A 23,966-nucleotide genomic window follows, 5' to 3' on the forward strand; every position below is an offset into this window, starting at 1 on the left:
GGTAGCACAAGGGATGCCGGGTTGCGGGGTGGGAATCTGCTGGTTAAGTGGCTGGTTTCCCGCAAAAAGGCCCGTCGCCGTGCCGCCACGCCCACACAAACCCTGGCCCTTCCGGATCGAGTATCCGCCCGAGCTGCCCATCAGCGCGCGGGCGGACGAGATCGTTGCGGCCATCCGGGACAACCAGGTGCTGGTGCTGGCCGGTGAGACCGGTTCGGGCAAGACCACGCAGATTCCCAAGCTCTGCCTCGTGGCCGGTCGCGGCGAGCGCGGCCGCATCGCCTGCACGCAGCCGCGGCGCGTGGCCGCCAGCTCGGTGGCCCGGCGGGTGGCCGAGGAGCTGAACGTCGGTTTCGGCCGCGAGGTCGGCTGCAAGATCCGCTTCGCCGACCAGACCTCGGGCGACACGGTCATCAAGTTCATGACCGACGGCATGCTGCTCGCCGAGCTGCAGGCCGACCCGGAGCTGCGCGAATACGACACCATCATCGTGGACGAGGCACACGAGCGCTCGCTCAACATTGATTTCATTCTCGGCCACCTGCGGCGGCTGCGCACGCGCCGGCCCGACCTGAAGATTGTCATCACCTCCGCGACGATCGACACCGAGGCGTTTTCCAAGGCCTTTGACGGCGCGCCGATCATCGAGGTGTCGGGGCGGGTTTACCCGGTGGAGGTGATTTATTCCCCGCTCGAGGAGATGAAGGGCGAGGAGAGCGAATACACCTACCTCGACGCCGCGGCCGAGGCCGTCGGGCGCATCCTCGACGAGAGCTCGACCGGCGACATCCTCGTCTTCCTCCCGACCGAGCGGGACATCCGCGAATTGCGCGACCTGTTGGAAGGGCGCAAACGAAGCCGGCTGGAGGTGGTGCCGCTCTTTGGCCGGCTGACCAACGCCGAGCAGCAGCGTGTTTTCACGCCCACGCAGGCGCGCAAGATCGTGCTCGCGACCAACATCGCCGAGACCTCGCTGACGATCCCCGGCATCCGCTTCGTGGTGGACACCGGGCTCGCGCGTTTCAGCCGTTACGTGCCGCAGAGCCGCACGCGGCGGCTGCCCGTGGAGCCCGTCTCGCAGAGCAGCGCCGACCAGCGCAAGGGCCGCTGCGGCCGCGTCAGTGACGGCGTGTGCATCCGGCTCTACGCGGAGCAGGATTTTCTCGACCGTCCGCGCTTCACGCAGCCCGAGATCCAGCGCAGCAACCTCGCGGACGTGATCCTGCGCATGAAGGCCTTCGGCCTCGGCGACATCGAGGAGTTCCCGTTCCTGAACGCCCCGCCGGCCAAGGGCATCCGCGCCGGCTACGCACTGTTGCACGAGCTCGGCGCGATTGATGAGGCGGGCGTTCTTACCGATCTCGGCCGCGAGCTGGCGCACCTGCCCGTGGACCCGACGGTCGGCCGCATGATCCTGCAGGCCCGCACGGAGAAGGCCCTGCGCGAGGTGCTCATCATCGCCGCGGCGCTCAGCATCCAGGACCCGCGGGAGCGTCCGATGGATGCGCAGCAGAAGGCCGACGCCGCGCACCGGCGCTTCACGCAGCCGGATTCCGATTTTCTCACGCTGCTCTCGATCTGGGAGGCCTACCACGACGAGTTCGAGGCGATGACGCTCGGCAAGCTGCGCAAGTTCTGCACCTCGCACTTTCTGTCGTTCATGCGCATGCGCGAGTGGCGCGACGTGCACGGCCAGCTCGAGGACACCTTGCGCGAACGCGACGGCTTTGCGCATTCGTCGGTCTATGACGGCTTGAAGAAGGGGCAGGAGCTGAAACTCGATCTCGGCACGCCCGCCTACGCGGCGATTCACCGGTCCATTCTCGCCGGCCTGCTGGGCAACGTGGCCACGCGCACGGACGAAGGGGATTACCACGCCGCGCACGACCGGCGGGTGAACGTGTTTCCCGGGTCCACGCTCTTTGAGAAGCGGGAGCGAGATTCCAAAAACAACCCGACCGGAGGCCGGGCTTCACCCTCCAAGCCGAAGGTCGCAAAGTGGCTCATGGCGGCGGAGATCATGGAGACGGCGCGGCTCTACGCCCGCACCTGCGCGCGGGTTGATCCGCAGTGGATCATTGGGCTCGGGTCACATCTCCTGCGGGTGGCGCACAGCGAGCCGTTCTGGAGCGCCGATGCCGGACGCGTGCTCGTGAAGGAGCGGCGCCGGCTCTACAACCTCGAGTTGGAAACCCGCTCGGTGGGCTACGGAAAGATCAACCCGCTGCATGCCACGGAGATTTTTATCCGCGAGGCGCTGGTCGGCGACACGGTGACCTGGCCCTTCGATTTTCTCGCCCACAACCGCAAGCTGCGTGAGCAGGCCGAGGAGCGCCTTACCCGGCTGCGCAGCTCGGGCTACATGAACATCGACGAGGCGCTGTATCGGTTCTACGCGAAGGAGTTTGAAAAGGTGGAGCCCGCGCTCAGCGCCGGCTTTCCGGAGGACCAGGCCAACCCGCGCGGAGCGAGGATGCCACCCCAAGGCATCAGCAGCGTGCCCGAGCTGATTGACTTTGTTCGTCACCAGCAGACCACGAACCCGAAGTTCCTGTTCCTGCGCGACGAGGACCTGCGCGCGGCCGAGGATGATGCGCATGATGCGGAGGCTTTCCCCGAGGCCCTGCCGATCAGCAACCAGGTGCTGCCGCTGAGCTACGCCTACCAGCCCGGCAAGCACGACGACGGTGTGACCGTGCGCGTCTCGCTCGCCGAGGCGGAGGCACTGTCGCCCGCCGCACTCGACTGGGCGGTGCCGGGACATTTGCCGGAAAAGGTGGAACTGATGCTCAAGGCCCTGCCGAAGGAGCAGCGGCGTGGCCTGATTCCATTGACCGAGACCGCGCAAAGGCTCGTGCGCGAGCTGGCATTGATTTCGTCGCGTCCGAAGCAGCCCACGCTGGCCGAGGCGCTGGCTGAACTCTTGCAGCCCCGGCTCGGGGTGCGGATCGATCCGACGACTTGGTCGGCGAAAGGTTTGCCCGACCACCTGCGCGTGCGGGTGGAGGTGGTGGACGCGAAGGACCGCGTGCTCTGCGCCAGCCGCGAACTCGGGGAGATTCAGGCGTTGTTGCACGACCGCCGCCGCGAATTCAGCCAGAAGGCCGCGACGGCGGAGAACGCCGCCTGGCGTGCCGCCCGGGCCAAGTGGGAAGGCGAACCGGCCGGGGAATGGAAGTTTGGCGACCTGCCGGCGTCCGTGCCGGTGGAGGAAAAACACGGCGTGCCCGTGCTGGCCTACCCCGGCATCAAGGCCCTGGGCGCGGGGGTGGCCGTGCGCCTGTTCGCCACGCCCGAGGAGGCGGCGACGGTGACACGCGCGGGTGTGGCGCAGTTGCTCGAGACCCAGCTGCGTTACGATCTCGGCTGGCTGGAAAAGGATTTGCGTGCGTTGCGCATGCTCGGGGCCCTGACCGCCACGCTGGCACCGATCGAGCAGTTGCAGGACGACGCGCTGGAGTGCATCCGGCGCTGGGTGTGTCGCCGCGAAGTCCAGCCGTTGCACCAGGAGGTTTTTGGCCGGGTGCTGGCGCAGGCGAAGCTGGACCTGCGGGCCTCCGTGCCGCGGCTGACTGACTGGATGAAGGAGCTCCTCACGCTGCGCTTGGAGCTGCAGACCCACGCCCAGCCTTACCCGAAGATGACGGAAGACCTGGCGGCGCTGCTGCCGGCGGACTTTTTGCGCCGCACACCCTACGACCGGTTGAAGCATTTGCCGCGCTATCTGCGCGGGATGAAGGCGCGGGCCGACCGCTGGAAGCGCGACACGACCAAGGACGCCCAGCGTGCAGCCGAACTGGCCCCGTTTGTGGCCGCGGCCCGCAAGCCGGCGGCGGCAGAGAGCGAGTTTCGCTGGCTGGTGGAGGAGTTTCGCGTGAGCCTGTTCGCCCAAGAGCTGGGCACGGCCGAGCCGGTATCGGCGGTGAGACTGAAGCGAGCATGGGAGGATTTGGCGCCCGGCGGGGTCAAGCTGGCGGCATCCGTCCCGGCCGGACCCGCGGTGGTGGTGGCCCCGGCCATGACCAAGAAGACCGCTCCGCTCAAGAGCCTCGGCGCGCTCGACCAGCTTTTCAAAAAATGAGCGGAGAATAGGCTTTGATGGAGCCGCGGGCGGGAGTATGGTCCGCGCATACCCCATACCCCAATGAATGATACCTCGATCTCCCATCTGCTGGAGGGCAAGGGTCGTGTCCTCCACACCGTGCCGAGCACGGTCACCGTGACCCAAGCGGTCCAGGAAATGAATCGTCACCGCATCGGCGCCATCCTCGTGATGAACGATGCCAAACTCGCCGGCATCTTCACCGAGCGCGACGTGCTCACGCGCGTGGTGGCCGCCGGACTCGATCCGCGCACGACACCTGTCACGCAGGTCATGACGAGCAACGTGCTCTCCGTGCTGCCCGAGACGACGGTGCAACAAGTCATGGAAATTTTCGCCGAGAAGCGCTGCCGCCACCTGCCGGTGATGGACGCCGGCGACTTGGTCGGGCTGATCTCGATCGGTGACGTCTCGCGCTGGATGGCCAACCACCACCGCGCCGAGGCCGAGTCGCTCCGTTCCTACATCTCCGGCGGCCTCACGACGTGAGGTTCGTCGCGGGGACACTCCTGCTCGCAGTCTTGATTTGCAGCGGGTGTGCTTTGGTCACCGCGACCGTCGTCGGCACGACGGCGGTCGCGACGACGGCCGTGAAAACCACGGCGAAGGTCACCACCGCGACGGTGGCCACGACCGGCAAGGTGACGGCTGCGGCCATCACCTCCTCCGGTGACGTGGCGGCGCTCTCGATGGAATCTGCGGCGCGGCTGGCCCGCACCGGGATGGTCGTGCTGGTGGATGGCAGCTCCGGGGCCATCACCGAGCTGCCTTGGAAGGAGGGCTTGGAGCTCTATCAGGCTGCGCAAGCTGGGAGTCTGCGCGACGGACTCAAGGCGGCGCGCATCTTCCGCGACCGGAAGGTCATCAAGGCCGCCTTCAAGAAGGCGGTGGATCGCAAGCTGCGCCTGAACAGCGGCGACGTGGTCGAGCTGCTGCGTTAAGTGACGGATGGCCGGTTGTGTTTTACGCGGAGCCCGTTAGGTTCGCGGGCATGAATTCTCCCCGACTCCTCTCCCTCGTGCTGGCCCTCGGTGCAACCGTGGCCCTGAACGCCAAGCTCGTCACCAAACCCGTCGCCTACGAGCACGCGGGCACCAAGCTCGAAGGCTGGCTGGCCTACGACGACGAGAAGGTGAAGCCCGGCGCGAAGGCCGCCGGCGTTCTGGTGATCCCCGAGTGGTGGGGCCTGACGGAGTATCCGAAGAGCCGGGCCGAGCAGCTGGCGAAGATGGGTTACGTGGCCTTTGCTGCCGACATGTATGGCGCGGGCGTGGTCACCGACGACCCGAAGCGTGCGGGCGAACTCGCCGGCCAGTTCTACGGCAAGCCGCTCATGGCCGAGCGGGCCCGGGCCGGACTCGACCAGCTGGTTGCGACGGGTCTGGTGGATGGGGCGCGGGTCGCCGCCATCGGGTATTGTTTCGGAGGCTCGACCGTGCAGGCGCTGGCCTACACCGGTGCGCCGCTCGCCGGTGTGGTAAGTTTCCACGGCGGGCTGATCCCCGTGCCCGCCGAGGCCGCGGCGAAAACCAAGGCCAAGATCCTCGTGTGCCACGGCGCTGCCGACGGGTTCATCACGGCGGAGGAACTGGCGGGCTTCACCAAGGCGATGAACGAAGGGAAATTCGACTACCAGTTCATCAGCTACGCCGGCGCCGTCCACGCCTTCACCAACCCGAAGGCCGACGAGATCGCCAAGCTGCGCGGCCTGCCCATCGCCTACCACAAGGTGGCGGACAAGCGCTCTTGGGGGCACATGAAACAGTTCTTCAAGGAAGTTCTCGGAGACACCAAGTGAGTCGCCTGACGCTCTACGCCCATCCGAAGTGCACCACCTGCGAGGCGGCCCGGGCGTGGCTGACCAAGCACGGACTGACCTATTTCGAAAAGGACATCCGCACGGCCCCGCCGTCGGTGGCCGAGCTGAAAACCATGCTCAAGGCCTGCGAAGGCAAGTTGAGCCGCATCAGCAACACCTCGGGCATCGAATACCGGGCGCAAGGCCTCTCGGCGAAGCTGCCTGCTATGGCGGAGGATGACGCGCTGGGATTGCTCGCGAGCAACGGCATGTTCGTGAAGCGTCCGTTCCTCATCGGACCCAAGGTGGCGCTGGCCGGCTTCAAGGAGCCGGCGTGGCAGGCGGGCTTGCTCAAAAAATGAACGTGACCGCGGACAATCGCATCGAGGTCCGGCTACGCGAACTCGCGCAGCTGTTCAACCTGATGGATCCGTCCCCTTTCATCGATCGCGACCTCGACGCCGATGCCGAGGAGTTCATCGTGGGCTGGGCGCGCGAACTGCCGCACCAGGGCGAACTGGAGCTTGTGGTCCATTTGGCGACTGCGCCGCTGCCCGACCGCGCGGCCGGCACAGAGGAGGCCGTGCGACACTACTTTGCCAGCCGGGTGGAGGTGAAGCGGCGGGAACTGCGCCAGTTGCTGCGGCGGGGACGCGCCAGCCTCCTGATCGGGGTGCTCTTTCTCGGGGCCTGCTTCGGATTGGGGGAAGTAGCCCTGCACCTGTTGCCGGCCGGCAGGAACAGTTTTGTCGAACTGGGGTTGCAGATTGTGGGCTGGGTGGCGATGTGGCGTCCGCTGGAGATTTATCTTTACGATTGGTGGCCGATTCGCGCCGACCTGCGGCTGCTGGAACGGCTGGCCCGCATGCGGGTGCGGCTGAATCTGCCGGCGAGCGGCTGATATTTTTTGTAACTTCAGGCCGTCGGCGGGGTTTTCAGGAACACATTCCCATGAAAATCCTGTTTCCGCTGTTTGCCATCGGCGCCCTGCTGCTGGGTGCCAACATCGCCGAGGCCAAAATCACCCGGGTCGTTGAAAAGACCTTCGCTGTCCAGCCGGGCGGCACCCTCAAGGCTTCCACCCAGGGTGGAGACATCACGATCCGCACCGCCGACGTGGCCCAAGTCCAGGTGCAGGTGAAGCAGGTTATCCGCGCCTCCAGCGAGGCGGAGGCCGATGAGATTTTGAAAAAGCTCGCTCTCACGCTCGAGCAAAACGGCAACGACGTCGTCGCGGAGGCCAAATACGAGAAACAGGGCGCCGGTTCGTGGTTCGGCAACTGGCCGCCGGTCAACGTCTCCTTCGTGGTCACCGTGCCCACGGCCTACAATCTCAACCTCGGCACCTCGGGCGGCGACATCGCGGTGGCCAGCCTCAAGGGCAACGTTCGCGCCCGCACCAGCGGCGGCGATCTGGAGTTTGCCCGCATCGATGGCGATCTTGATGCCGGCACGTCGGGGGGCGACATCACCCTCCTCGAAGGCACGGCCCACGCCCGGCTCACGACCAGCGGGGGTGACATCAGCGTGGATCGCGCCGGGGGCCTGACGGAAGTTTCGACCTCGGGCGGCAACATCGACCTCAAGTCGGTCGCCCAGCTGGTCAGTGCCTCGACCTCGGGCGGCGATGTGCGGGCCATCATCACCGAACCGATCAAACAAGATGCGGTGCTCAGCACCTCCGGCGGCCAGGTGCGCGTCGAGGTGGCCGAGGGCACGGGCTTCTACCTCGATGCCAGCACCTCGGGCGGGGACGTGCGCGCCGAAGGCCTGACCATTACGCTCGAAAAGGGCGGCAGCGGCAAAAGCCGGCTGACCGGCGCCGTCAACGGCGGTGGCCCGCGGCTCAAGCTCCGTTCTTCCGGCGGCGACATCAAGGTGACGAGCCGCTGAGACCCAAAACAATTTGTCAGTGTGTGTGTGCAGAAAGCCGGCGCGAAAGCGCTGGCTTCTCTGTTTTCGGACCCTTCAATCCGGCGCATGGGCCTGATCGACACCCACACGCATCTCGACTCCTTTGCCCGCCGCGGTGAACTGACCGCCATCTTGCAGCGCGCGGGCGGGGCGGGTTTGGAGGCCATGATTACCATTGGCACCGATACAGACGATTGGACGCTTTACCGGGACATCGCGGCAGAGCACGCCGGACAGGTGCACTACACTGTCGGCCTGCATCCGTGCAGCGTAGGGGCGGACTGGTCGGCGCGGGTGGCTCAGCTGGAGGACTTCTGGCGCGGAAAGGCCAAACCGGTCGCGTTGGGCGAGACCGGGCTCGACCGGTTTCACCTGCCCAAGGACAATGCCGCCGAAGCCGAGAAGATCCTCGGCTGGCAAAAGGAGGCCTTTGCTGTGCAGCTGGATTTGGCGAAGCGACTGGGGTGTCCGCTTGTGGTCCACTCGCGCGGGGCATTCCGCGAGTGTGTGGACATGATCGATGCGAGCGGTCTGCCGTGGTCGCAGATCGTTTTTCACTGCTACACGGAGGGGCCGGCAGAGATGGCCGAGCTGACGAAGCGCGGCGGCTTCGGATCGTTCACCGGCATCATCACCTACAAGACCGCGGAACCGGTGCGGGCGGCCGCGCTCGCCCAGGGACTGGACCGGCTGATGATCGAGACCGACGCGCCTTTCCTTACCCCGATGCCGCACCGGGGTAAGCCCAACGAGCCGGCCTACCTGCGGCACACGGCGGATTTTTGCGCGGAGCTGTTTGGCGTGAGCCGGGAGCGGTTCGCGGAGGTCACGACGGCGAACGCCAAGCGGTTTTTCGGGATATAGCCCACGGAACACACGGAGTACACCGAAGCAGAGGACACAAGAAAGGCCGGTCAGAGACCGGCCCCCATTCTGTGTATTCCGTGTGTTCCGTGGGCAACTCGCCTCAGGCCTCGTCGAATTTCTTGGCGAAGAGGGCTTCGAGCTCGGTCAGCATCTGCTCGGCATCCGCCCCGGTGGCCACGAACTTGACCTTCGAGCCCTTGGCGGCCGCCAGCATCATCAGGCCCATGATGCTTTTCCCGTTCACCTGCTCGTCGTCCTTTTCCACATGGACGTCGGCTTTGAATTTGTTGGTGACGCGGACGATCATGGCCGCCGGACGGGCATGGATGCCCATCTTGTTCTGCACGAGGAGCTCCTTCGTGGCGGTGGCGGCTGGTGTGGCGTTCTTTTCCATTGCGGAGGGGTAAAGTGGTCGGATTAAAGGTTAACGCAAAATCCGGTCGAGCCCCGACTGGCAATCCCAAAGACCCCCGCATGCCTGCCTTCGCCATCATCGTGCCGTGCCGTTTGGAGTCCACGCGCTTCCCGCGCAAGCTGTTGCATCCGATTAAGGGCAAGCCGCTTGTGCTGTGGGTGGCCGAGCGCATCACGGCACAGGCGCCGGACTTTCCGCTATGGTTCGCCGTGGATCATGAGTTGCTGGCCGAATGCATCGAGGGCGCGGGATTCCGGGCGATTATGACCGATGCCAGCCACCAGAGCGGCACCGACCGGCTGGCCGAAGCCAACCGCACCGTCCGGGCCAGCTACGTGCTGAACGTGCAGGCTGACGAGCCCCTGGTGACCGGCGCGCAACTGCAGACCCTGGCCAAGCTCATCCAAGGCGACTGCCCGATGGCGACCCTGGCGACCCCGTTCAAACGGATCGTGGATTTTTACAACACCAACCAAGTGAAGGTGGTCATGAGCGAGACCAAGCGGGCGCTGTATTTCTCGCGGTCGCGGATGCCGTATTCGCGCGATCTCGGCCTGACCATCGACGACGCCTGGGTGCAGGCCAATCCCTGCTACAAGCACCTCGGCCTCTACGCCTACAAGGCTGACTTTCTGGAGAAGTTCGTGCGCATGGCCCCGGGCAAGCTCGAGCAAATCGAGAAACTGGAGCAGCTCCGCGTGTTGGAAAACGGCTACCCGATCGCCATTGACGTCACCGAGGACCCGACCATCGGCGTGGACACGCCGGAGGATGCGAAGAAGTTCGAGCTGCTGATCGAAGCAAAGTAACAAGGATCAATTCACAAGCGCCAAGAGCCCCGGGGCGACCGTCTCTTGATACTTGGCCCTTGTTACTTGCCACTTCCAGCGCCTCACGCGGGGGCTCAGATTTTCCCGGCCTTGCGCTTCTCGACGAGCTTGTAGAAGTCCTCGAAGAGCGGGTCGGCGTCATTAGGGCCGGGGGCGGCTTCGGGGTGATACTGCACAGAGAAGACCGGCAGCTCCTTGTGGCGCAGACCTTCGACGGTGTTGTCGTTGAGATTGATCTCGGTGACGAGCGCGCCGCGCGACTCGAGGGACTTCGGGTCGGTGGCGAAGCCATGGTTCTGGGCTGTGATCGAGACCTTGCCGGTCTCGAGATTCTTCACCGGCTGGTTGCCGCCGCGGTGGCCGAACTTGAGCTTGTAGGTCGTGCCGCCGAGCGCGTGCGTGACCATCTGGTGGCCGAGGCAGATGCCGAAGGTCGGGTAGTCGGGCAGGAGTGCGGTGACGGTCTTGTGGATGTAGGGCAGCGCCGACGGATCTCCGGGGCCGTTGGAGAGGAACAGGCAGTCCACGCCGGCCTCGCGCACCTGTTCGTGGGTGGCGGTGGCGGGGAACACGTGCACCTCGAAACCGTGGCGCACGAGCTTGCGGAAAATGGTGAACTTCGCGCCGTAGTCGAAGGCGGCGACCTTGAACTTCTTCGCCGGGGTGCGGGTGGCGCCGCCGGTGGTGCCAACGGGGAGATACTGGGCGTTGTGGCGTGAGGCGTCGTCGGCGCCCCAGATGTAGGGGGCCTTGCAGGTGGTGTCCTTGACGTAGTCGCTGCCGGCCATGTCCTGCCAGCCCTTGGCCCGGGCGATGGCGTCGGCGTCGGTGAGGGGCAGGGTGCTGAGGCAGCACTTCATGGCGCCGTCCACGCGCAGCTTCTTGGTGAGGGCGCGGGTGTCCACCTCGCTGATGCCGGGGATGCCGTGCTTCTTCAGGTAGGCGTCGAGGGACATCGTGCTGCGCCAGTTGCTGACGATGGGCGAGACCTCGCGGACGACGAGGCCGCTGGCCTTGGGGCCGGCGTGCTCCTCGTCCTCGGCGTTGATGCCGTAGTTGCCGATCTGCACGGCGGTCATGGTGACGATCTGGCCGAAGTAGGAGGGATCGCTGAGGATTTCCTGGTAGCCGGTCATCGAGGTGTTGAACACACATTCGCCGGCGATGGTGGCGGACGCTCCAAAAGCCGTGCCACGGAACACGGAACCGTCTTCAAGGGCGAGAATTGCGGGCTGGGAAGCGGACATTAAAGACGCACGAAAAAGTGTTCGTGCGACCCTGCCAAGCGGTTTCCGAGCAATTCTGTGTCCAGCGACGCAAGCACGCCCTAGGCAGGGGATTGCGGTGTCGCCGGACTGGCGGTGATCAGTCGGATGATTTCCGGGGCCTGGATGGGCTTGGTGAGGTAGTCGTTCATGCCCGCTTCGAGGCAGCGCTCACGGTCGCCGGCCATGGCGGCGGCGGTCAGGGCGATGATGCGGATGTCGCGGTGGTGCTCGCCGGCCTCGCCGCGGCGAATGCGGCCGGTGGCCTCGTAACCGTCCATCTCGGGCATCTGGCAGTCCATGAGCACGAGGTCGTAGCGGTCGCGGTTGAGGGCCTCCAGGCAGGCCTGGCCGTGGCCGACGATCTGCGGCGTGTAACCGAGGCGGCGGAGCAGGCCGGCGATGAGCTTTTGGTTAACGAGGTTGTCCTCGGCGACGAGGATGCGCAGGGGCACGACTTTGCTCAGCGAGGGATCGAGCTGGGGAGCGCGGGGCGCCACCATCGGCGGCTGGCTGCCGGTGCTGGCGGGTTTGTCGGGGGCGGCCAGGGTCTTGTTCAGGGCTTCCAACAGGAGATTCTGACGGAGCGGTTTCGTCAGCACGACGTTGAACTGCTCCATCGGGTTGAAGGCGCGGAGATCCTCGCGGCTGATGGAGGAAAGGAGGATCAGAGGCAGTTGCTCGTGGCCTGGCAGGGCATGCAGGCGGGCGGCGAGTTCCACGCCGTTCATGTCCGGCATCATCATGTCGAGCACGCCCAAGTCGGGCTCGTCGTGGCTGCGCAGGTATTCGATGGCGGCGACGGGGTGCTCGAAACTGACCGTGGTCAGGCCCCAGCGCTGGAGCAGGCTGGTGAGGATGCGGCGGTTGGCCTCGTTGTCGTCCACGATGAGCGCCTTGCGGCCCTCCAGCGCGACGCCCGGCTGGACCGGGACGGGGCTTTCGAAGGCATCGGCCGGCGCGGTGGTGGGATTGGCCGCCAGCGAGAAGCTGAACACCGAGCCGCTGCCGGAGCTGCTGGCCAGCACGATGTCGCCGCCCAGGAGATTGGCGAGGTTGCGGCTGATGGCCAGGCCGAGGCCGGAGCCACCGTATTTGCGCGTGGTCGAGGAATCGGCTTGGCTGAAGGGCTTGAAGAGGCGGTGCACACGGTCGGCGGGGATGCCCTCGCCGGTGTCACGCACGTTGATCACGAGGAGCGGGGACTTCCGTTCGCCGTCGGCGGGGAGCAGGCTCACCCGCACCTCGACTTCGCCCTTGGTGGTGAACTTGATGGCGTTGCCGATGAGGTTGACGAGCACCTGGCGCATCCGGGTGCCGTCGGTGAGGATCCAGTCGGGCACATCGCTCTCGATCCAGTGCAGCAGCTCGATGCGTTTCTCGTTGGCCTTGCTCCAGAGCAGGTCGAGCACCTCCTCGATCGTGCGGCGCACGGAGACCGGATGCTGGTCGAACTCCATGTTGCCGGACTCGATCTTGGAGAAGTCGAGGATGTCATTGATGAGCGTGAGCAGGGCCTCGCCGCTGGAGCGAATGGTGGTGAGCCAGTCCCGCTGCTCGGCGTTCATCGGCGTGTCGAGCAGAAGGTTGGTGAACCCGAGCACGCCGTTCATCGGGGTGCGGATCTCGTGGCTCATGACCGCGAGGAACTCGCTCTTGGCACGGTCGGCGGATTCGGCGGTGTCCTTGGCCTGGCGCAGCTCGGCCTCGGCCTGCTTCTGCCGGGTGATGTCGGTCTGGGTGCCGACCATGCGCCGCGGGCGGCCGTCCTCGCCGAACAGGGCCTTGCCGCGCACCAGCGCCCAGATCCACGAGCCGTCCTGATGGAGGATGCGGTATTCGCAGTGCAGGATCGCGGTGTTCTGCATGAGGTGCGTGGTGATGGCGTTTTCGACGAGATTGCGGTCGTCGGGGTGGATGCGGTCCATCCACACGCTCCGTTGGTTGGGCAGCTGGTCGTCGAAGAAGCCGAGCATGCTTTTCCAGCGCGGGGAGAACCAGAAGGAATCCTCCTCGATCTGCCAGTCCCAGACGCCCTCGTTGCTGCCGGCGACGGCGAGCTGCCAGCGTTCCTCGCTTGCGCGCAGGGCTTGTTCGGCGAGCTTGCGCGCCGTGCAGTCGCGGTCCATGCCGAGGACGTATTCACGACCTTCCACGACGATGAGGCTGGTGAAATATTCGATCCAGAAGGTGGAACCGTCGCGGCGCTTGTGCTCGCTCTCGCCCTCGTAGCGGCGCTTGATCCGGAACTGCTCGATCCAGTTGGGGGTGCGGTGGGCCCAGGGATGGGCCTCGAGCAGGTCAATGGATTGACCGATCATCTGTTCGCGGGAGTAGCCGTGCAATTCGCAGGCGCGCGGATTGCAGTCCACGATCTTCACCGGAACCTTCGGGTCGTGCGGATCAAAGAGGATGATGCTGAGAGGCGCGCTGTCCCAGATGGCCTTGAGCTGGGCGAGTGCGGTAAGGACCAGCTGGTCCTCATCCTGTTTGTTGAGGCCCCGCAGCAGACTCCAGCCGGCGTAGGCGAGGGCAATGAGCGCGATCACGGCACACACTCCCGCGTAGGCCAGGATGGTGCCTTGGCCGCGCATTTCTCCGGTGCTTAGCCACAAGGAAACAAAGCCCCCGATCACCAGCAGGACCCCTGAAACCAGAAAGGTGGCGGGGAGGTGCGGGTTGCTGGTGGGTTTGCGGGCAATCTCGTCGAGAGTGTGAGGGGTGATGGGCATCAGAAAGCAGTTATTACCGGGGCATTGCCTCACGTAATCGGCACAATCCGCCGGATGCTTACCGCAAAGGTGTGCGCAATTGTCGGAACCGCCGTCGGAGCGACTATGGCAAGATGTTGCGGAACATGGGCATGGGCGGACCAGCTGGGACGCTGAACGCTGGGGACCGAGGCGGTCGCGCCGTTTGACACTCCGGGCTAACCCGCTACTTCTGCTTTTCGCACATGTCCTACCACGAAGATCGTTCCGCCTGGTTCTCGGGCCAAGGCCTTTGGTCGCACGTTCCGGAGTCGGATTGGAAGGACTGGACCTGGCAGCTGAAAAACCGGATCACGACCGTGGCCCAGCTGGAACGCTACCTGACGCTCACGCCGGAGGAGAAGGCGGGCTGTCTGTTCGCCAACCAGAAGCTGGCCCTCGCGATCACGCCCTATTTTTTCAACCTGATCGACCGGGACGACCCCCATTGCCCGATCCGCAAGCAAGTCATCCCGCGCAGCGACGAAATGGTGATCTCCTCCGGGGAGATGCTGGACTCGCTTGGCGAAGACAGCCACTCGCCCGTGCCCGGCCTGGTGCATCGCTATCCGGACCGCGTGCTCTTTCTGGTGACAGACCGCTGTGCCTCCTATTGCCGCTACTGCACGCGCAGCCGGCTCGTGAGCAATGCGCAGGACTACAACTTCCATCCCGAATACGAGCAGGCGCTCCGCTACATCGAGGCGCACCCGGAAATCCGCGACGTCCTGCTCTCGGGCGGCGACCCGCTGCTGCTGTCCGACAAGAAGCTCGAACACCTGCTCGGCCGCCTGCGCGCGATCAAGCACGTCGAGTTCATCCGCATCGGCTCGCGCATCCCGGTATTCCTGCCGCAACGTATCACGCCGGAGCTGGGCGAGATTTTCCGCAAGCACGGCCCGATCTGGATGAGCATCCACGTCAACCACCCGCGCGAAGCCACGCAGGAGCTGAAGGACGCGTGCGAGCGCCTCGCCTTCGCCGGCGTGCCGCTGGGCAACCAAAGCGTGCTGCTCCGTGGTGTGAACGACGATCCCGAGGTGATGAAGGCCCTCGTCCACCGCCTGCTGCGCATGCGCGTACGCCCTTACTACATCTACCAGATGGATCTCATCACCGGCGGCGCGCACTTCAAGGCCGACGTCCGCAAGGGCATCGAGATCATCAAGGCGCTGCGCGGTCACACGACCGGCTACGCGGTGCCGCAATATGTGATCGATGCCCCCGGCGGTGGCGGCAAGGTGCCGATCAATCCGGACTATCTGGAGCGGATCACCGACGATGAGGTCGTCTTCCGCAATTTCGAGGGCAAGCAATTCCGTTATCCGCTCAAGGCTGAGCCGGTGCCGGAAAAATCCGCCGGCACCGTGATGCCGGCGGAGATTCACCTGTAAAGTCGGGTTTCGACCGGGTCGTCCGAACCGGACAGAGCAATCATTCGATCAACTTTCCGGTGGACTCAGGGGGCGGGGTGCCGCGCTCTTTTGCGAAGGCGGAGATGAAGAGGGCGTTGGCGGCGCGGGCGAGGCGGTCGCTGTCGCGATAGTAGAGCGCGGGGGCGAACGTGACGGAGGTGGCTTTGGTTTTTTCCGAAACTTTTCCGTCGAGCGTGGTGCTCTTGCCGGTGCGACTGTCGCCTTCGACAAAGGGGACGTTGCCGGAGTCGAGGCGCTGGCTGAGGGCGATGATGGCAAACTCGGGCTGGCCGACGGCGGCGAAACGGTAGCGCGTGTGCTTGGCGGGGAGGTAGTGTGCGAAGGAAGTTTCGATGTTGGTGAAGAAGCGGCCGGTCTTCACGTCGGCGAAATCAACGACGATGTTTACTGAGAGCAGGTTGGCGTTGAATTCATTGCAGAGCATCACCTCGTGCAGCCGGGTGTTGGTGCCGAAGGTCATCGAGGCGGCCTTGAATCCTTCGAGGCGCTCGGGGTTGTCGATGTAGACGGGCATGCCGTGCGCACCGATCAGGACGGAATTCGACGAGGCGTTTTCGAGCAACCACGGGGAAGCGTGCTGGGCGCCTTCGAGTTTGGCGAAGTGTTTGCTGACTTTGATGGTGTCGAACGGAATCACCTCGACGCCGGTGGTTTTCAGGTCCGCGAGCAGCTGGTCGTAGAGGCGGTCGGCGATGGCCTGGGCCTGCACGGTGTCGAGGGCGGGAATGACGAGGCCGCCGGATTTGTAGCCGCCGCGTGTGCTGACCGAGGCGCTCTTGCCGGTCAGGAATTCCACGGAAAAATTCACAACGGCGAGCCGCTTGATCTTCTTGAGATTACCGCCGCGGGTGACGGCAACGAAGGCGTCGGCTTGCGCGGCGGGAGCCTGCGAGAAGTTAAAAGGCGCTGCGGCGCCGGCTTCCTTGTCCTTCTTGGCGAAGGCTGGAACGGTGAGCGCAAGCCCGAGGGCGAGGGTGGTGAGAAGACGATGGGAGGGGGGCATGAGGAAAAGGCGGGATGACCGGTGGATTATTTTTCGGCGAGCAGGGCCTGGGCGGCTTTGTCGCCGGCGTCGGCGTGTTTTTTGAGGAGACGCAGCACTGCTTGATCGCGCGGGGGTTTGTCCTTCCAGAAGAGCGGCGCGTAGTCGTACTCGTCGTGCGTGTCGATGGCGTAGGGCTGGGCGTCGTTGAGCGCGGCGGGGGCGTGGCGTTGCAGGAAGGCGAGCAGCGGGTTGGCCTTGCCGGTCGCGGGATCGCGCCATTGGGCGATTTTGGCGGCAGCAAGGTCGGCGTAGGTTTCTGTGAGCCGCTTCGATTCCAGGGCCTGGACCAAGAGCGGGTAATACACCGGGGCGTTGACGGAGGACTGGGTGGCGAGCAGGAAGGCGAGCTCGATCTTGGCGGAGAGATGTCCTTTTTTGCTTTCCTCGACGAGCAGCCGATAGGGCGCAGGATTGTAGCGGCCGAGGTGGCGGAGCGAGGTGTGGGCGAGCGCGAGGCAATGCGCCTGCAGCGGGTCGGGTCGTTCGGGTGTCAAGGCGCATAGCCGCGTGGCCACCGAGAGAAAGGCGGTGCGCTGGGCCTTGCTTGGCTCGTCGTCCTCGACGGGGAATTCATGGCCGAGGGCAATGGCGAGTGCGAGCGGGTCGCGGGTCTCGCGCAGGCGGGCGAGGTAGGTCTCGGAAATGCCCGGTTCGTAGCGCTCGTCCTCTTCCTGCTGCAGCAGGTTTTGCGCCTCGGTCGGATTGGGTGTTTCCCGGGGTGGGAGCTGCGCGGCGCGCTCGATGCGTGCGGCTTGGAAGAGCAGTTCGGAAGTGTCGGGGTTGGTGGCGGTGTGCTCGCGCAGCACGCGCAGGAACCAGCTTTCGCCTTGGGGCGGATCGATGAGGAACGGCTGGGCGGTCGTGAGGTGCGCCGAGGTAGCGGACGACAAGGCCTCGACCATCGGCTTTACGAACCAGCCTCCGCGCAGGAAATCGAGGATGGCGTCGCCCGGGCCGGGCCGCTGAATCCAGGCGGCGACAAAGTGTTCCCGGTGATCAACCGGAATCTGTTCGGCATACTTCATCGCCAGCGGGGCGTTGGCCAGGGAACAGGTGAACAGCGTGCTGACCAGCTGACAGAGGGCGTCGGATTCGCCGGCGTCGGCGCGGCGGACGAGTTCGCGATAGGCCGGGAGGTGGCCGTTGAGGACGAAGGCGCGCAACAGCCAGATTGAATCGCGCACGCCGGTGTTTTCCGCGGTGAACTCCCAGATGGTGAGGGAATCGTTTCCGGCGCGGTCGGCGGCCGAGGGCGTGAGCGGGCCCTTCGGCGAGTCCGGTCCAATGATCCATGCGTAGAGCTGTTCGCGGGTGGCGGGGGGCAAGGCGGCAAGGGCGGCGGCGTCGCCACGGATGCGGGCGGCCAGACTGGCAAGGTCGCGGTTTTCGGGGGCGATCACCCGGAGCGCCTGCTCGACCTCGAGGCGGATGGCGGGGTCGAGCTCTGCGGCGGCGGGCAATTGGGACAGCGCGCTGGCGTGGAATCTGGCCGCCTCGTCCAGATTGCGGGGCTGCCCGAGGCCGAACGCGGCACAATAGGCGCGCGCGAGCAGAATGCCGGCGCGGGTTTCCGCGTCATCCGGGGCGGCAAATTTCTCCTCGTAGGCGAGGTAGGTTGAAATCCGGTGGCGGAGGTTTGCTTTTTCCATTTCCACGCAAGCCCGGGCGATCTGGCGGGAGGGCGGTTGGTTCCAGAACGAATCCGGCAGGGCGAAGAGAAAATTCTCCACCTCGATTTGGTCGGCCGGCCACTCATAGCGGGGCGAGCCGAAAGCCTGAAGCCGGGTGATGGCGGGGGCGACCCAGCGGGCCGTGTGGGGGGAATCGAGCAGGCCGCCGCGCCAGCCCGGGCCGAGTCGGGCGAGGACGAGTTCGGCTTCGAAGGCTTTGTGCAGTCTCATCGAATCCAGGTCGCGGGCGGCGGCGATGGCTTGGGCGACGCTGGGGCGCTCGGTGAGCGCGGTATAGGCGATGAGCGAACGGGCCAGCAACCGGGTGGCGGATTTGTCCAGTTTCTCGAAGGCGGAGTTGCGGGCTTCGCCAGTCAGCGTGTTGGCGGCAAGCCAGGCCCGGGCCTCGGGGTTGTCTCCGATCGCGGCGAGCGCGGTCGCGAGGTTGTCCTGCAGCCGTCCGCCGGGTTGGGTGATCGCGGTCCAAATGGCGGCGCGCACCGGGTCGGTGGCGCGGGTCAGGGAGATCCGCAGCTGGAGGCGCTGGTCCTTGGACAGTCTGGCGCGCTCGGCGTAGGAATTGGCCAACGGCTCGATGGATTCGGCCAGGCTTGGGTGGGATTGGCTGAGCCGGAGCAGGCTGCGAAGCACATCGTAGGCGTCCGCCATCCGGCAGCCGGGCACCGACAACGCGGCGGAAAATTGGCGGAGGGCTGCGCCAGCGTCCGCCGGATGCTCGGGGTTTTGGGCGTCGGCGGAAAGCAGGCCGAGGGTGATTTGCGCGGCGGCGCTGTTGGTCGATTGGCGGAGAAACGCGAGCACCGCCCCGTTGCTTTCGCGACGGGGAAAGGCGGCGTCGGTGGGGAACCGGGCGCTCATGGCCCGGTAACGCAGGATCGCCTCGCCATCGGTCCGGAGTTCGGGGCTGTCGGCCTGTTGGATCGCCAGGGAAAGCTCCGCTTCGGCCGCCATGAGGTTGCGGCCGGGCGCGATGTCGAGCGTGGCGAAGTCTCCCTCCAGATGCACGAGGGCGCGCAACAGGTGGGCATGGTAGAAGAAGTCGCGGTGGTTGAAGCCCAAAAACTCCTTGGGTCCGTATTTTTTCACCGCGCGGCCTATCCGCTCGAAATCCGCCGCAGCCTCGAGCCGGCGTGCGGAATTCACCTCGACCTCCTCCTTTAAAATCAGATGGGACGCCTCCCAGAGGGCTTCGTAGGCCGTCGGCCCCTCGCAAGTCCGGAGCAGAAGCAGCGCGACGTCGTCGCGCGCGCCGGGGATCTTTTTCCGCACGTGCAGCCGGGCCAGCAACCGCCGGGCTTCGTCCTGCACGGTGGCCGTGTAGATGCCGTCCGCATCGCCGGGAATGCGCGAGGGATTTTCGAGCAGGGCCTTGAGCGACGCCACATATTCGCCGGTCGTATCGGGGTAGGAGGCGATCATCGCCCCGATGAAATACGTGCCGATATACGGCACTTTGTTTTTCACGAGTTCCAGCAGCCGGCGGACCTGGACCGACCGCTCCTCGAAAGTAATGCGCCGGGGAAACTGATACTCCATGCCGCACTCACCGTCGTGCTGGATCCAGAGCGCCAGCAGAAGCGCATCGACCCAGTTCTCCTTCGCGACACCCTCCTCGAGCCAGCCCATGATCGCTTCCGGTCCGGTGAGGCTGTCGATGGACCGGCGCACGCGATGCAGCCGTTCGCCATAGGAATTCATGGTCTGCGGATCGAGCAGCTGCGGGATCGCCCCGAGCAGACAGGCTTGGCGTTCGGTCGATGTGCCATCTCCCGCCCGGGCATAATAGTTGAAGGCCATCTCCGAGGCATCGACCCCATCGGCCAGAAACATTCCCCCGGTGCCGGCGAAATACTCGCCGACGCGCAACAGCGACCGCGAGTCGCCCGTCTTGGCCGGTTCATAGATCCGGTCAAACTCCGCGCGCTTCTCCGCCTCGAGCTCCGCGTCGAGTTTGGCCATCAGGCGCTGGTGGTCCGCATCGTCCTGGACCTGCGCGCGGGCGGCGGATTCGTCCTGGGCCGGCCTTTCGGTGTTCGGCGCATGCCGGGCATTGTAGCGGTCGATCAATCCCTGCCACGCGCTCCAATCGGCCGTCGAGCTGGGGCCAGGTCCGGTGAAGGTCGGGTTGTTGTTCCGGTGATTGGCTGTCTCCTCCCGGATGCGCCGGGTGTTGAACTCGTCGTAGGTCTCACCCCGGTGCTGGGTGACCTGGGCCCGGAGGTGGGGCGTGAGTGCGGCCAGAATCACGAAGCAGGCGGCGACGCGGAACATGGTGCGGACGGATACGGGCAGGACCGGCAAAGATCAAGGATGCTTGCCCGCATCCGGGCGCCGCAGTGGCAGGGACGGCCTACTTCATCGCGAAGGTCGCGGTGATGGTGGCGATGATCGTCTTCTCGACGGCGGATGTGTCGTTGTTGCCCTCCCAGCTCGTGGCGGTGGAGTGCAACGGATTGATCTGCACCACGCCCATCTTCGCGTTGCGCAGCGCCTCGATCTGCCGGTTGCCCTGCACGGCGATCTGCTCGGCGCGGGTGCGGGCGTCGCGCGTGGCCTCGGCCATCATCTCGACCTTGGCCTCGCCGGCCTTGGTGTAGATGAAATCGAAACCGCCCGATACGAAGGCCACGTCCTGACGCAGCAGCTCCCCGGACTCGCCCGCGAGCTTGGGCAGCAAATCCACATTTTCCGACTGCACCTCGATCGAGTGGCTCAGGCGGTAGCCGACGCGCACGTTCGTCACGGTGTCGTCCTCTTCGTGGCGCTGTTTCGCGACGAGTTCACGAACCTCGGCGGGGGAGGCGGCGAACCCGGTGATGCCGCGGGCGGAGAAAAAGGCCGCGACCTTGGCGTGGTCGGCGCGGAGTTTTTCCTGGGCTTCGACCAGGGTGGGGGCTTCGACGGAAAAGCTCGCCCGCCAGATCACGAGATCGGAGCGGACATTTTTCCGGGCGGAGCCGGTGACGTTGATGACTTGGGACTCGGCGATGCGGGTCCAGGCGTTGGCGAGCACAGTGGCGGCGAAAACCAGTCCGGCGGAGAGCGCCAGACCGGCGAGCACCCCGAAGAGGTGCGGACGGGAGACAGACGGCGGGTTCATTTTATGCGGGCATGCGAAGGGCAGGGCAGACAGCCTTGCCCCCTTTTGGAACCTCACCGCGCGTAACCAACTGGCTCCCAACGTTCAATGCCAGTCATTTCCTAAACAACTTATTCACAAAAATTCCTGCGGAAATATTCAACGTTTTCGAATCACCCCGCGTCTATCCTAACGACATCAGTGCGCGTTCATCGCAACGAACATTGTTTGTAGTTCTTACGGTTTGCTTGGTGTTAGGTCATGCAGGGCGTCCCGCAAGGGGCGCCCTTCATGATTTCCGGGAGTCGCGATCGGGCCGGAATCAGAAATTCCAAGTGACCGTGAGCTTGCCGGATGCGTCGGGCGCTTTGGTCACAAGGTTGTTGTGGGAAAAAAGCGGGTCGGCCCCAAGGAAGTAATCCTCGCCGAACAAGTTCTCGGCAGAGAGGCGCACCGTGAGCGGTCCCTGCTTCCAGTGGACGCTTCCGCGCCAGACCAGTGACTCCGGCAGCACCAGGGTGCGCTCGAAGTTGTGGTAGAAGGCATGGCTCCAAACCGCGCCAACCGAGCAACCCCACGCCGGCGTGACTTGCCACGCGACGTCGAGCTTGGCCTGGGTTTCCGGCGTTCCCGGGTAGATCAGCTGCGGATTCAGCGCCGGGGTCGGCGTGACGCCGGCGTCAAACGTCGCGGCCTCCAGCGCAATGCGCTCGGCCGGGGCGTAGCGGGCGCGGAAGCCGAGTGGGTCCAGCCGGAACACGCGTTGCGAACCGGCGGAGGCGATGACGCTGAAGTCCTGTGTCGGCGCCCAGGTGAGTTCCAGTTCGGCGCCGCGGCCGCTCAGGCTTTCGGCGCGGTTTTCGCGGTCGTTGAAGCGGGCATTCTCCCACTCGTAGCCGGCGAGACCCGCGAAGAGATGACCGTCGAGCAAAGAAACCTTCGCGCCGAGTTCCGTGAGCTCGGCGGAGGCGAAGTTGCTCTTGCTGTTAACCGTGCCGCCCTGGCCGGGCTGGAGCGCGGTGCCGCGCTGGTAGCTGGCATAGAGATTGGTGTTGGCCCATGGAGTCCAGGCGACGCTGAGTGCGCCCGAACCATGGTGCTTCTCGCCGCTGCGCCCGGCGGCCTCGCGCTGGGCGAGGGTGGCACGCCCGACCTCAACGGGCAGGTCAGCCCGGTAGTTCACCGTCTCGGCCCGCAGCGAGAGGAACGTGTCGAGCGTCTCGTGCCAGCGGGTGCGCGCCGTGGCGAAGAGCGCGCCCTGCCAAAGATCCGACTCGGTGCTACCGCCGATGCCGGTGGACCAGAGGTTGCGTCCGTTCGGATCGGGATCGCGTCCTGCCGGGACGCGGCTGTTGGCGGAGATCGTAGCGCGGGAAATGTCCCGCCGGTTGAAGGGCTCGGCGGCGAAGTCCTGCAGCATCCACGCGTAAGTGTAGCGCAGGCCGGCACCGTAAGTGAGCGTGGTGTCGCGGGGCGACAGGCCGCGCTGCTCCACGAGCAGCTTGTTGTCCACCACCAGCTGCTCCGTCTGCACGCCGTAGCCGTAGCTCGAGTGCTTGTCGGTGCGGAGTTTTTCCACCAGCGATTTCCAGGTGACCGTGCGGTCGGTGTCGTGGGTCGAAACCAGGTCGAGGAACCACAGGAAGTCACGCGAGTCGGCGAAGTCATTGGGATCCGACAACACGCTGGAGCCGTCGATTTTATCGGTGAGCGCCGTGCCGCCGGCATTGAAATACGCCTGCGTGTAGCGGTAGCCGCCGTCCACGGCGCGGCGGTCCTCCATCAGCGCTCGCAGGCCCGGCGCGATGCGCGCCTCGGCCACGGCGGCCGGCAGGATGAGCGCGCGAAAATTGGCCGGTTGTCCGGTGAACGCGCCCGGGGCGGTGAGCAGGTCGCGGTCGGCGATGCCGCCCCAGGCGGCGCTCGCGATGTTCTGCGGTTCACCGATGAGGTATTCGCCGCGGTCGATGAGATCCTGGGTGACGCGGTTCCAGCCGGGGTTCTCGTTGCTGTGAAAATCGTAGTATTCCGCCCCGGTGAAGAGGCTGAGGTGCTCGCTGAGCCGCACCTTGAGTGCGGCGTAGGCGGAGAAGTAGTCATTGCCGACGTTCTTCCAGTAACTGTCCGCCTGCTGGCCGGTGAGGGACACGCGGTAGGCCGCTGGTTTGCCGCCCAGCAGAAAGGGACTCCCGTAGTCCAGCTGCGCGTGCCGGAGGTTGTGCGAGCCGACGGTCACCGCGAGGGAACCACGCGCCCGGTCGAAGTAGGGGGATTTGGGGATGAAGTTGGCGTAGCCACCTTCGGGCACCGGGCCGAGATGGGCGGGGGCGGGGCCTTTCACGAGATCGAGCGCCTCAAGTGAGCCGAAGGAAACGGGCATCTCGTTGCGCTGATAGGCACGGCCCATGCCGTTGAAGAACACGCCGGCCTTGGCGCCGCGCAGGTAGGGTGTTCCGGCGATGCCGAAATAATTGGCCGGCTGCGTGCCGGCGCCGATGCGGCCCAGGTCGCCGAGGCTTTGCAGGTCGAAACGGCGCATCAGCTCGGGCGTGATCACGGTCACCGCGCGCGGCAGTTCGAGCGCGGTCAGGCCCGGGCCAAACACCGAATCCACCGGCCGCGAGGTCGGCAGGACATCGCCCGCACGGTAGCCGGCGCTCTCCGTGATGATGAACTTCTCCAGCACCGTCACCGGCCCGCCCGCCGTCTGCGCATGGGCAGCGACGGCTCCGCAGACCAGAAGCAGGGAAAGTGCAGGGGTGACCTTCATCGGA

General features: G+C 65.5%; 17 protein-coding genes. 10 read left to right on the plus strand and 7 right to left on the minus strand.

What is annotated here, in order from left to right:
• Positions 1-79: 79 nt before the first annotated feature.
• The 8 genes from hrpA to ESB00_RS02155 all read left to right on the plus strand — a co-directional run bounded on the left by hrpA (position 80) and on the right by ESB00_RS02155 (position 8,678).
• A complete protein-coding gene (hrpA, locus tag ESB00_RS02120; protein ID WP_246026396.1) occupies positions 80-4,081 on the plus strand; it encodes an ATP-dependent RNA helicase HrpA in 4,002 nt (1,333 codons plus the stop codon).
• Positions 4,082-4,144: 63 nt separating this feature from the next.
• On the plus strand, positions 4,145-4,591 hold the full coding sequence (locus tag ESB00_RS02125; protein WP_129046077.1) for a CBS domain-containing protein: 447 nt from the start codon (positions 4,145-4,147) through the stop codon (positions 4,589-4,591).
• Positions 4,592-4,644: 53 nt separating this feature from the next.
• Positions 4,645-5,043, plus strand: a complete 399-nt coding sequence (locus ESB00_RS02130; RefSeq protein ID WP_129046078.1) for a hypothetical protein — start codon at positions 4,645-4,647, stop codon at positions 5,041-5,043.
• 50 nt (positions 5,044-5,093) lie between these two features.
• Complete coding sequence (locus ESB00_RS02135) at positions 5,094-5,900, plus strand: dienelactone hydrolase family protein (protein WP_129046079.1); 807 nt, start codon at positions 5,094-5,096, stop codon at positions 5,898-5,900.
• Positions 5,897-6,262, plus strand: a complete 366-nt coding sequence (locus ESB00_RS02140; RefSeq protein WP_129046080.1) for a Spx/MgsR family RNA polymerase-binding regulatory protein — start codon at positions 5,897-5,899, stop codon at positions 6,260-6,262. The genes ESB00_RS02135 and ESB00_RS02140 overlap by 4 nt, the downstream gene beginning before the upstream one ends.
• Positions 6,259-6,801: a hypothetical protein gene (locus tag ESB00_RS02145; protein ID WP_129046081.1), complete on the plus strand. Its 543-nt coding sequence runs from the start codon at positions 6,259-6,261 to the stop codon at positions 6,799-6,801. Before ESB00_RS02140 ends, ESB00_RS02145 begins: the two co-directional genes overlap by 4 nt.
• A gap of 50 nt (positions 6,802-6,851) precedes the next feature.
• Positions 6,852-7,793: a DUF4097 family beta strand repeat-containing protein gene (locus ESB00_RS02150; protein ID WP_129046082.1), complete on the plus strand. Its 942-nt coding sequence runs from the start codon at positions 6,852-6,854 to the stop codon at positions 7,791-7,793.
• Positions 7,794-7,880: 87 nt separating this feature from the next.
• Positions 7,881-8,678: a TatD family hydrolase gene (locus tag ESB00_RS02155; protein ID WP_129046083.1), complete on the plus strand. Its 798-nt coding sequence runs from the start codon at positions 7,881-7,883 to the stop codon at positions 8,676-8,678.
• A 103-nt stretch (positions 8,679-8,781) separates the two neighbouring features.
• Here ESB00_RS02155 and ESB00_RS02160 read toward each other — a convergent pair whose 3' ends face one another.
• Entirely contained in the window at positions 8,782-9,075 is a 294-nt protein-coding gene (locus ESB00_RS02160) for an HPr family phosphocarrier protein (RefSeq protein WP_129046084.1), read from the minus strand.
• Between the two features lie 80 nt (positions 9,076-9,155).
• On the opposite strand from ESB00_RS02160, the gene kdsB reads away from it, so the two are divergent.
• Positions 9,156-9,905 carry a 3-deoxy-manno-octulosonate cytidylyltransferase gene (gene kdsB, locus ESB00_RS02165; protein ID WP_129046085.1) on the plus strand — a complete coding sequence of 250 codons (750 nt, stop codon included), beginning with the start codon at positions 9,156-9,158 and terminating at the stop codon, positions 9,903-9,905.
• A 95-nt stretch (positions 9,906-10,000) separates the two neighbouring features.
• Here the strand turns inward: kdsB and carA are convergent, their stop codons facing one another.
• Together carA and ESB00_RS02175 are read right to left on the minus strand one after the other, a co-directional pair.
• Positions 10,001-11,173 (minus strand): glutamine-hydrolyzing carbamoyl-phosphate synthase small subunit, encoded by a 1,173-nt coding sequence (carA, locus tag ESB00_RS02170; protein ID WP_129046086.1) that lies wholly within the window; start codon positions 11,171-11,173, stop codon positions 10,001-10,003.
• An 80-nt stretch (positions 11,174-11,253) separates the two neighbouring features.
• Complete coding sequence (locus ESB00_RS02175; protein WP_129046087.1) at positions 11,254-13,923, minus strand: PAS domain-containing hybrid sensor histidine kinase/response regulator; 2,670 nt, start codon at positions 13,921-13,923, stop codon at positions 11,254-11,256.
• Positions 13,924-14,147: 224 nt separating this feature from the next.
• Between ESB00_RS02175 and ESB00_RS02180 the strand changes: the two genes are divergently transcribed.
• The gene (locus ESB00_RS02180; protein ID WP_129046088.1) at positions 14,148-15,335 is read left to right on the plus strand and encodes a KamA family radical SAM protein; all 1,188 of its coding nucleotides are present in this window, start codon (positions 14,148-14,150) and stop codon (positions 15,333-15,335) included.
• A gap of 40 nt (positions 15,336-15,375) precedes the next feature.
• Here ESB00_RS02180 and ESB00_RS02185 read toward each other — a convergent pair whose 3' ends face one another.
• The 4 genes from ESB00_RS02185 to ESB00_RS02200 all read right to left on the minus strand — a co-directional run bounded on the left by ESB00_RS02185 (position 15,376) and on the right by ESB00_RS02200 (position 23,962).
• On the minus strand, positions 15,376-16,380 hold the full coding sequence (locus tag ESB00_RS02185) for an ASCH domain-containing protein (protein ID WP_129046089.1): 1,005 nt from the start codon (positions 16,378-16,380) through the stop codon (positions 15,376-15,378).
• A gap of 26 nt (positions 16,381-16,406) precedes the next feature.
• Entirely contained in the window at positions 16,407-20,384 is a 3,978-nt protein-coding gene (locus tag ESB00_RS02190) for a hypothetical protein (protein ID WP_129046090.1), read from the minus strand.
• 79 nt (positions 20,385-20,463) lie between these two features.
• On the minus strand, positions 20,464-21,213 hold the full coding sequence (locus ESB00_RS02195) for an SIMPL domain-containing protein (protein WP_129046091.1): 750 nt from the start codon (positions 21,211-21,213) through the stop codon (positions 20,464-20,466).
• 301 nt (positions 21,214-21,514) lie between these two features.
• Entirely contained in the window at positions 21,515-23,962 is a 2,448-nt protein-coding gene (locus ESB00_RS02200) for a TonB-dependent receptor plug domain-containing protein (RefSeq protein WP_129046092.1), read from the minus strand.
• Between the last annotated feature and the right edge of the window lie 4 nt (positions 23,963-23,966).

The sequence above is a fragment of the Oleiharenicola lentus genome, assembly GCF_004118375.1.
Lineage (GTDB): Bacteria > Verrucomicrobiota > Verrucomicrobiia > Opitutales > Opitutaceae > Lacunisphaera > Lacunisphaera lenta.

Bases quoted from the DNA above. Each gene is read 5' to 3' on its own strand.
- ESB00_RS02125 (WP_129046077.1), top strand. From the start codon at position 4,145: ATGAATGATACCTCGATCTCCCATCTGCTGGAGGGCAAGGGTCGTGTC.
- ESB00_RS02135 (WP_129046079.1), top strand. From the start codon at position 5,094: ATGAATTCTCCCCGACTCCTCTCCCTCGTGCTGGCCCTCGGTGCAACC.
- ESB00_RS02145 (WP_129046081.1), top strand. From the start codon at position 6,259: ATGAACGTGACCGCGGACAATCGCATCGAGGTCCGGCTACGCGAACTC.
- ESB00_RS02150 (WP_129046082.1), top strand. From the start codon at position 6,852: ATGAAAATCCTGTTTCCGCTGTTTGCCATCGGCGCCCTGCTGCTGGGT.
- ESB00_RS02155 (WP_129046083.1), top strand. From the start codon at position 7,881: ATGGGCCTGATCGACACCCACACGCATCTCGACTCCTTTGCCCGCCGC.
- ESB00_RS02160 (WP_129046084.1), bottom strand. From the start codon at position 9,075: ATGGAAAAGAACGCCACACCAGCCGCCACCGCCACGAAGGAGCTCCTC.
- kdsB (WP_129046085.1), top strand. From the start codon at position 9,156: ATGCCTGCCTTCGCCATCATCGTGCCGTGCCGTTTGGAGTCCACGCGC.
- carA (WP_129046086.1), bottom strand. From the start codon at position 11,173: ATGTCCGCTTCCCAGCCCGCAATTCTCGCCCTTGAAGACGGTTCCGTG.
- ESB00_RS02175 (WP_129046087.1), bottom strand. From the start codon at position 13,923: ATGCCCATCACCCCTCACACTCTCGACGAGATTGCCCGCAAACCCACC.
- ESB00_RS02180 (WP_129046088.1), top strand. From the start codon at position 14,148: ATGTCCTACCACGAAGATCGTTCCGCCTGGTTCTCGGGCCAAGGCCTT.
- ESB00_RS02185 (WP_129046089.1), bottom strand. From the start codon at position 16,380: ATGCCCCCCTCCCATCGTCTTCTCACCACCCTCGCCCTCGGGCTTGCG.
- ESB00_RS02190 (WP_129046090.1), bottom strand. From the start codon at position 20,384: ATGTTCCGCGTCGCCGCCTGCTTCGTGATTCTGGCCGCACTCACGCCC.
- ESB00_RS02195 (WP_129046091.1), bottom strand. From the start codon at position 21,213: ATGAACCCGCCGTCTGTCTCCCGTCCGCACCTCTTCGGGGTGCTCGCC.
- ESB00_RS02200 (WP_129046092.1), bottom strand. From the start codon at position 23,962: ATGAAGGTCACCCCTGCACTTTCCCTGCTTCTGGTCTGCGGAGCCGTC.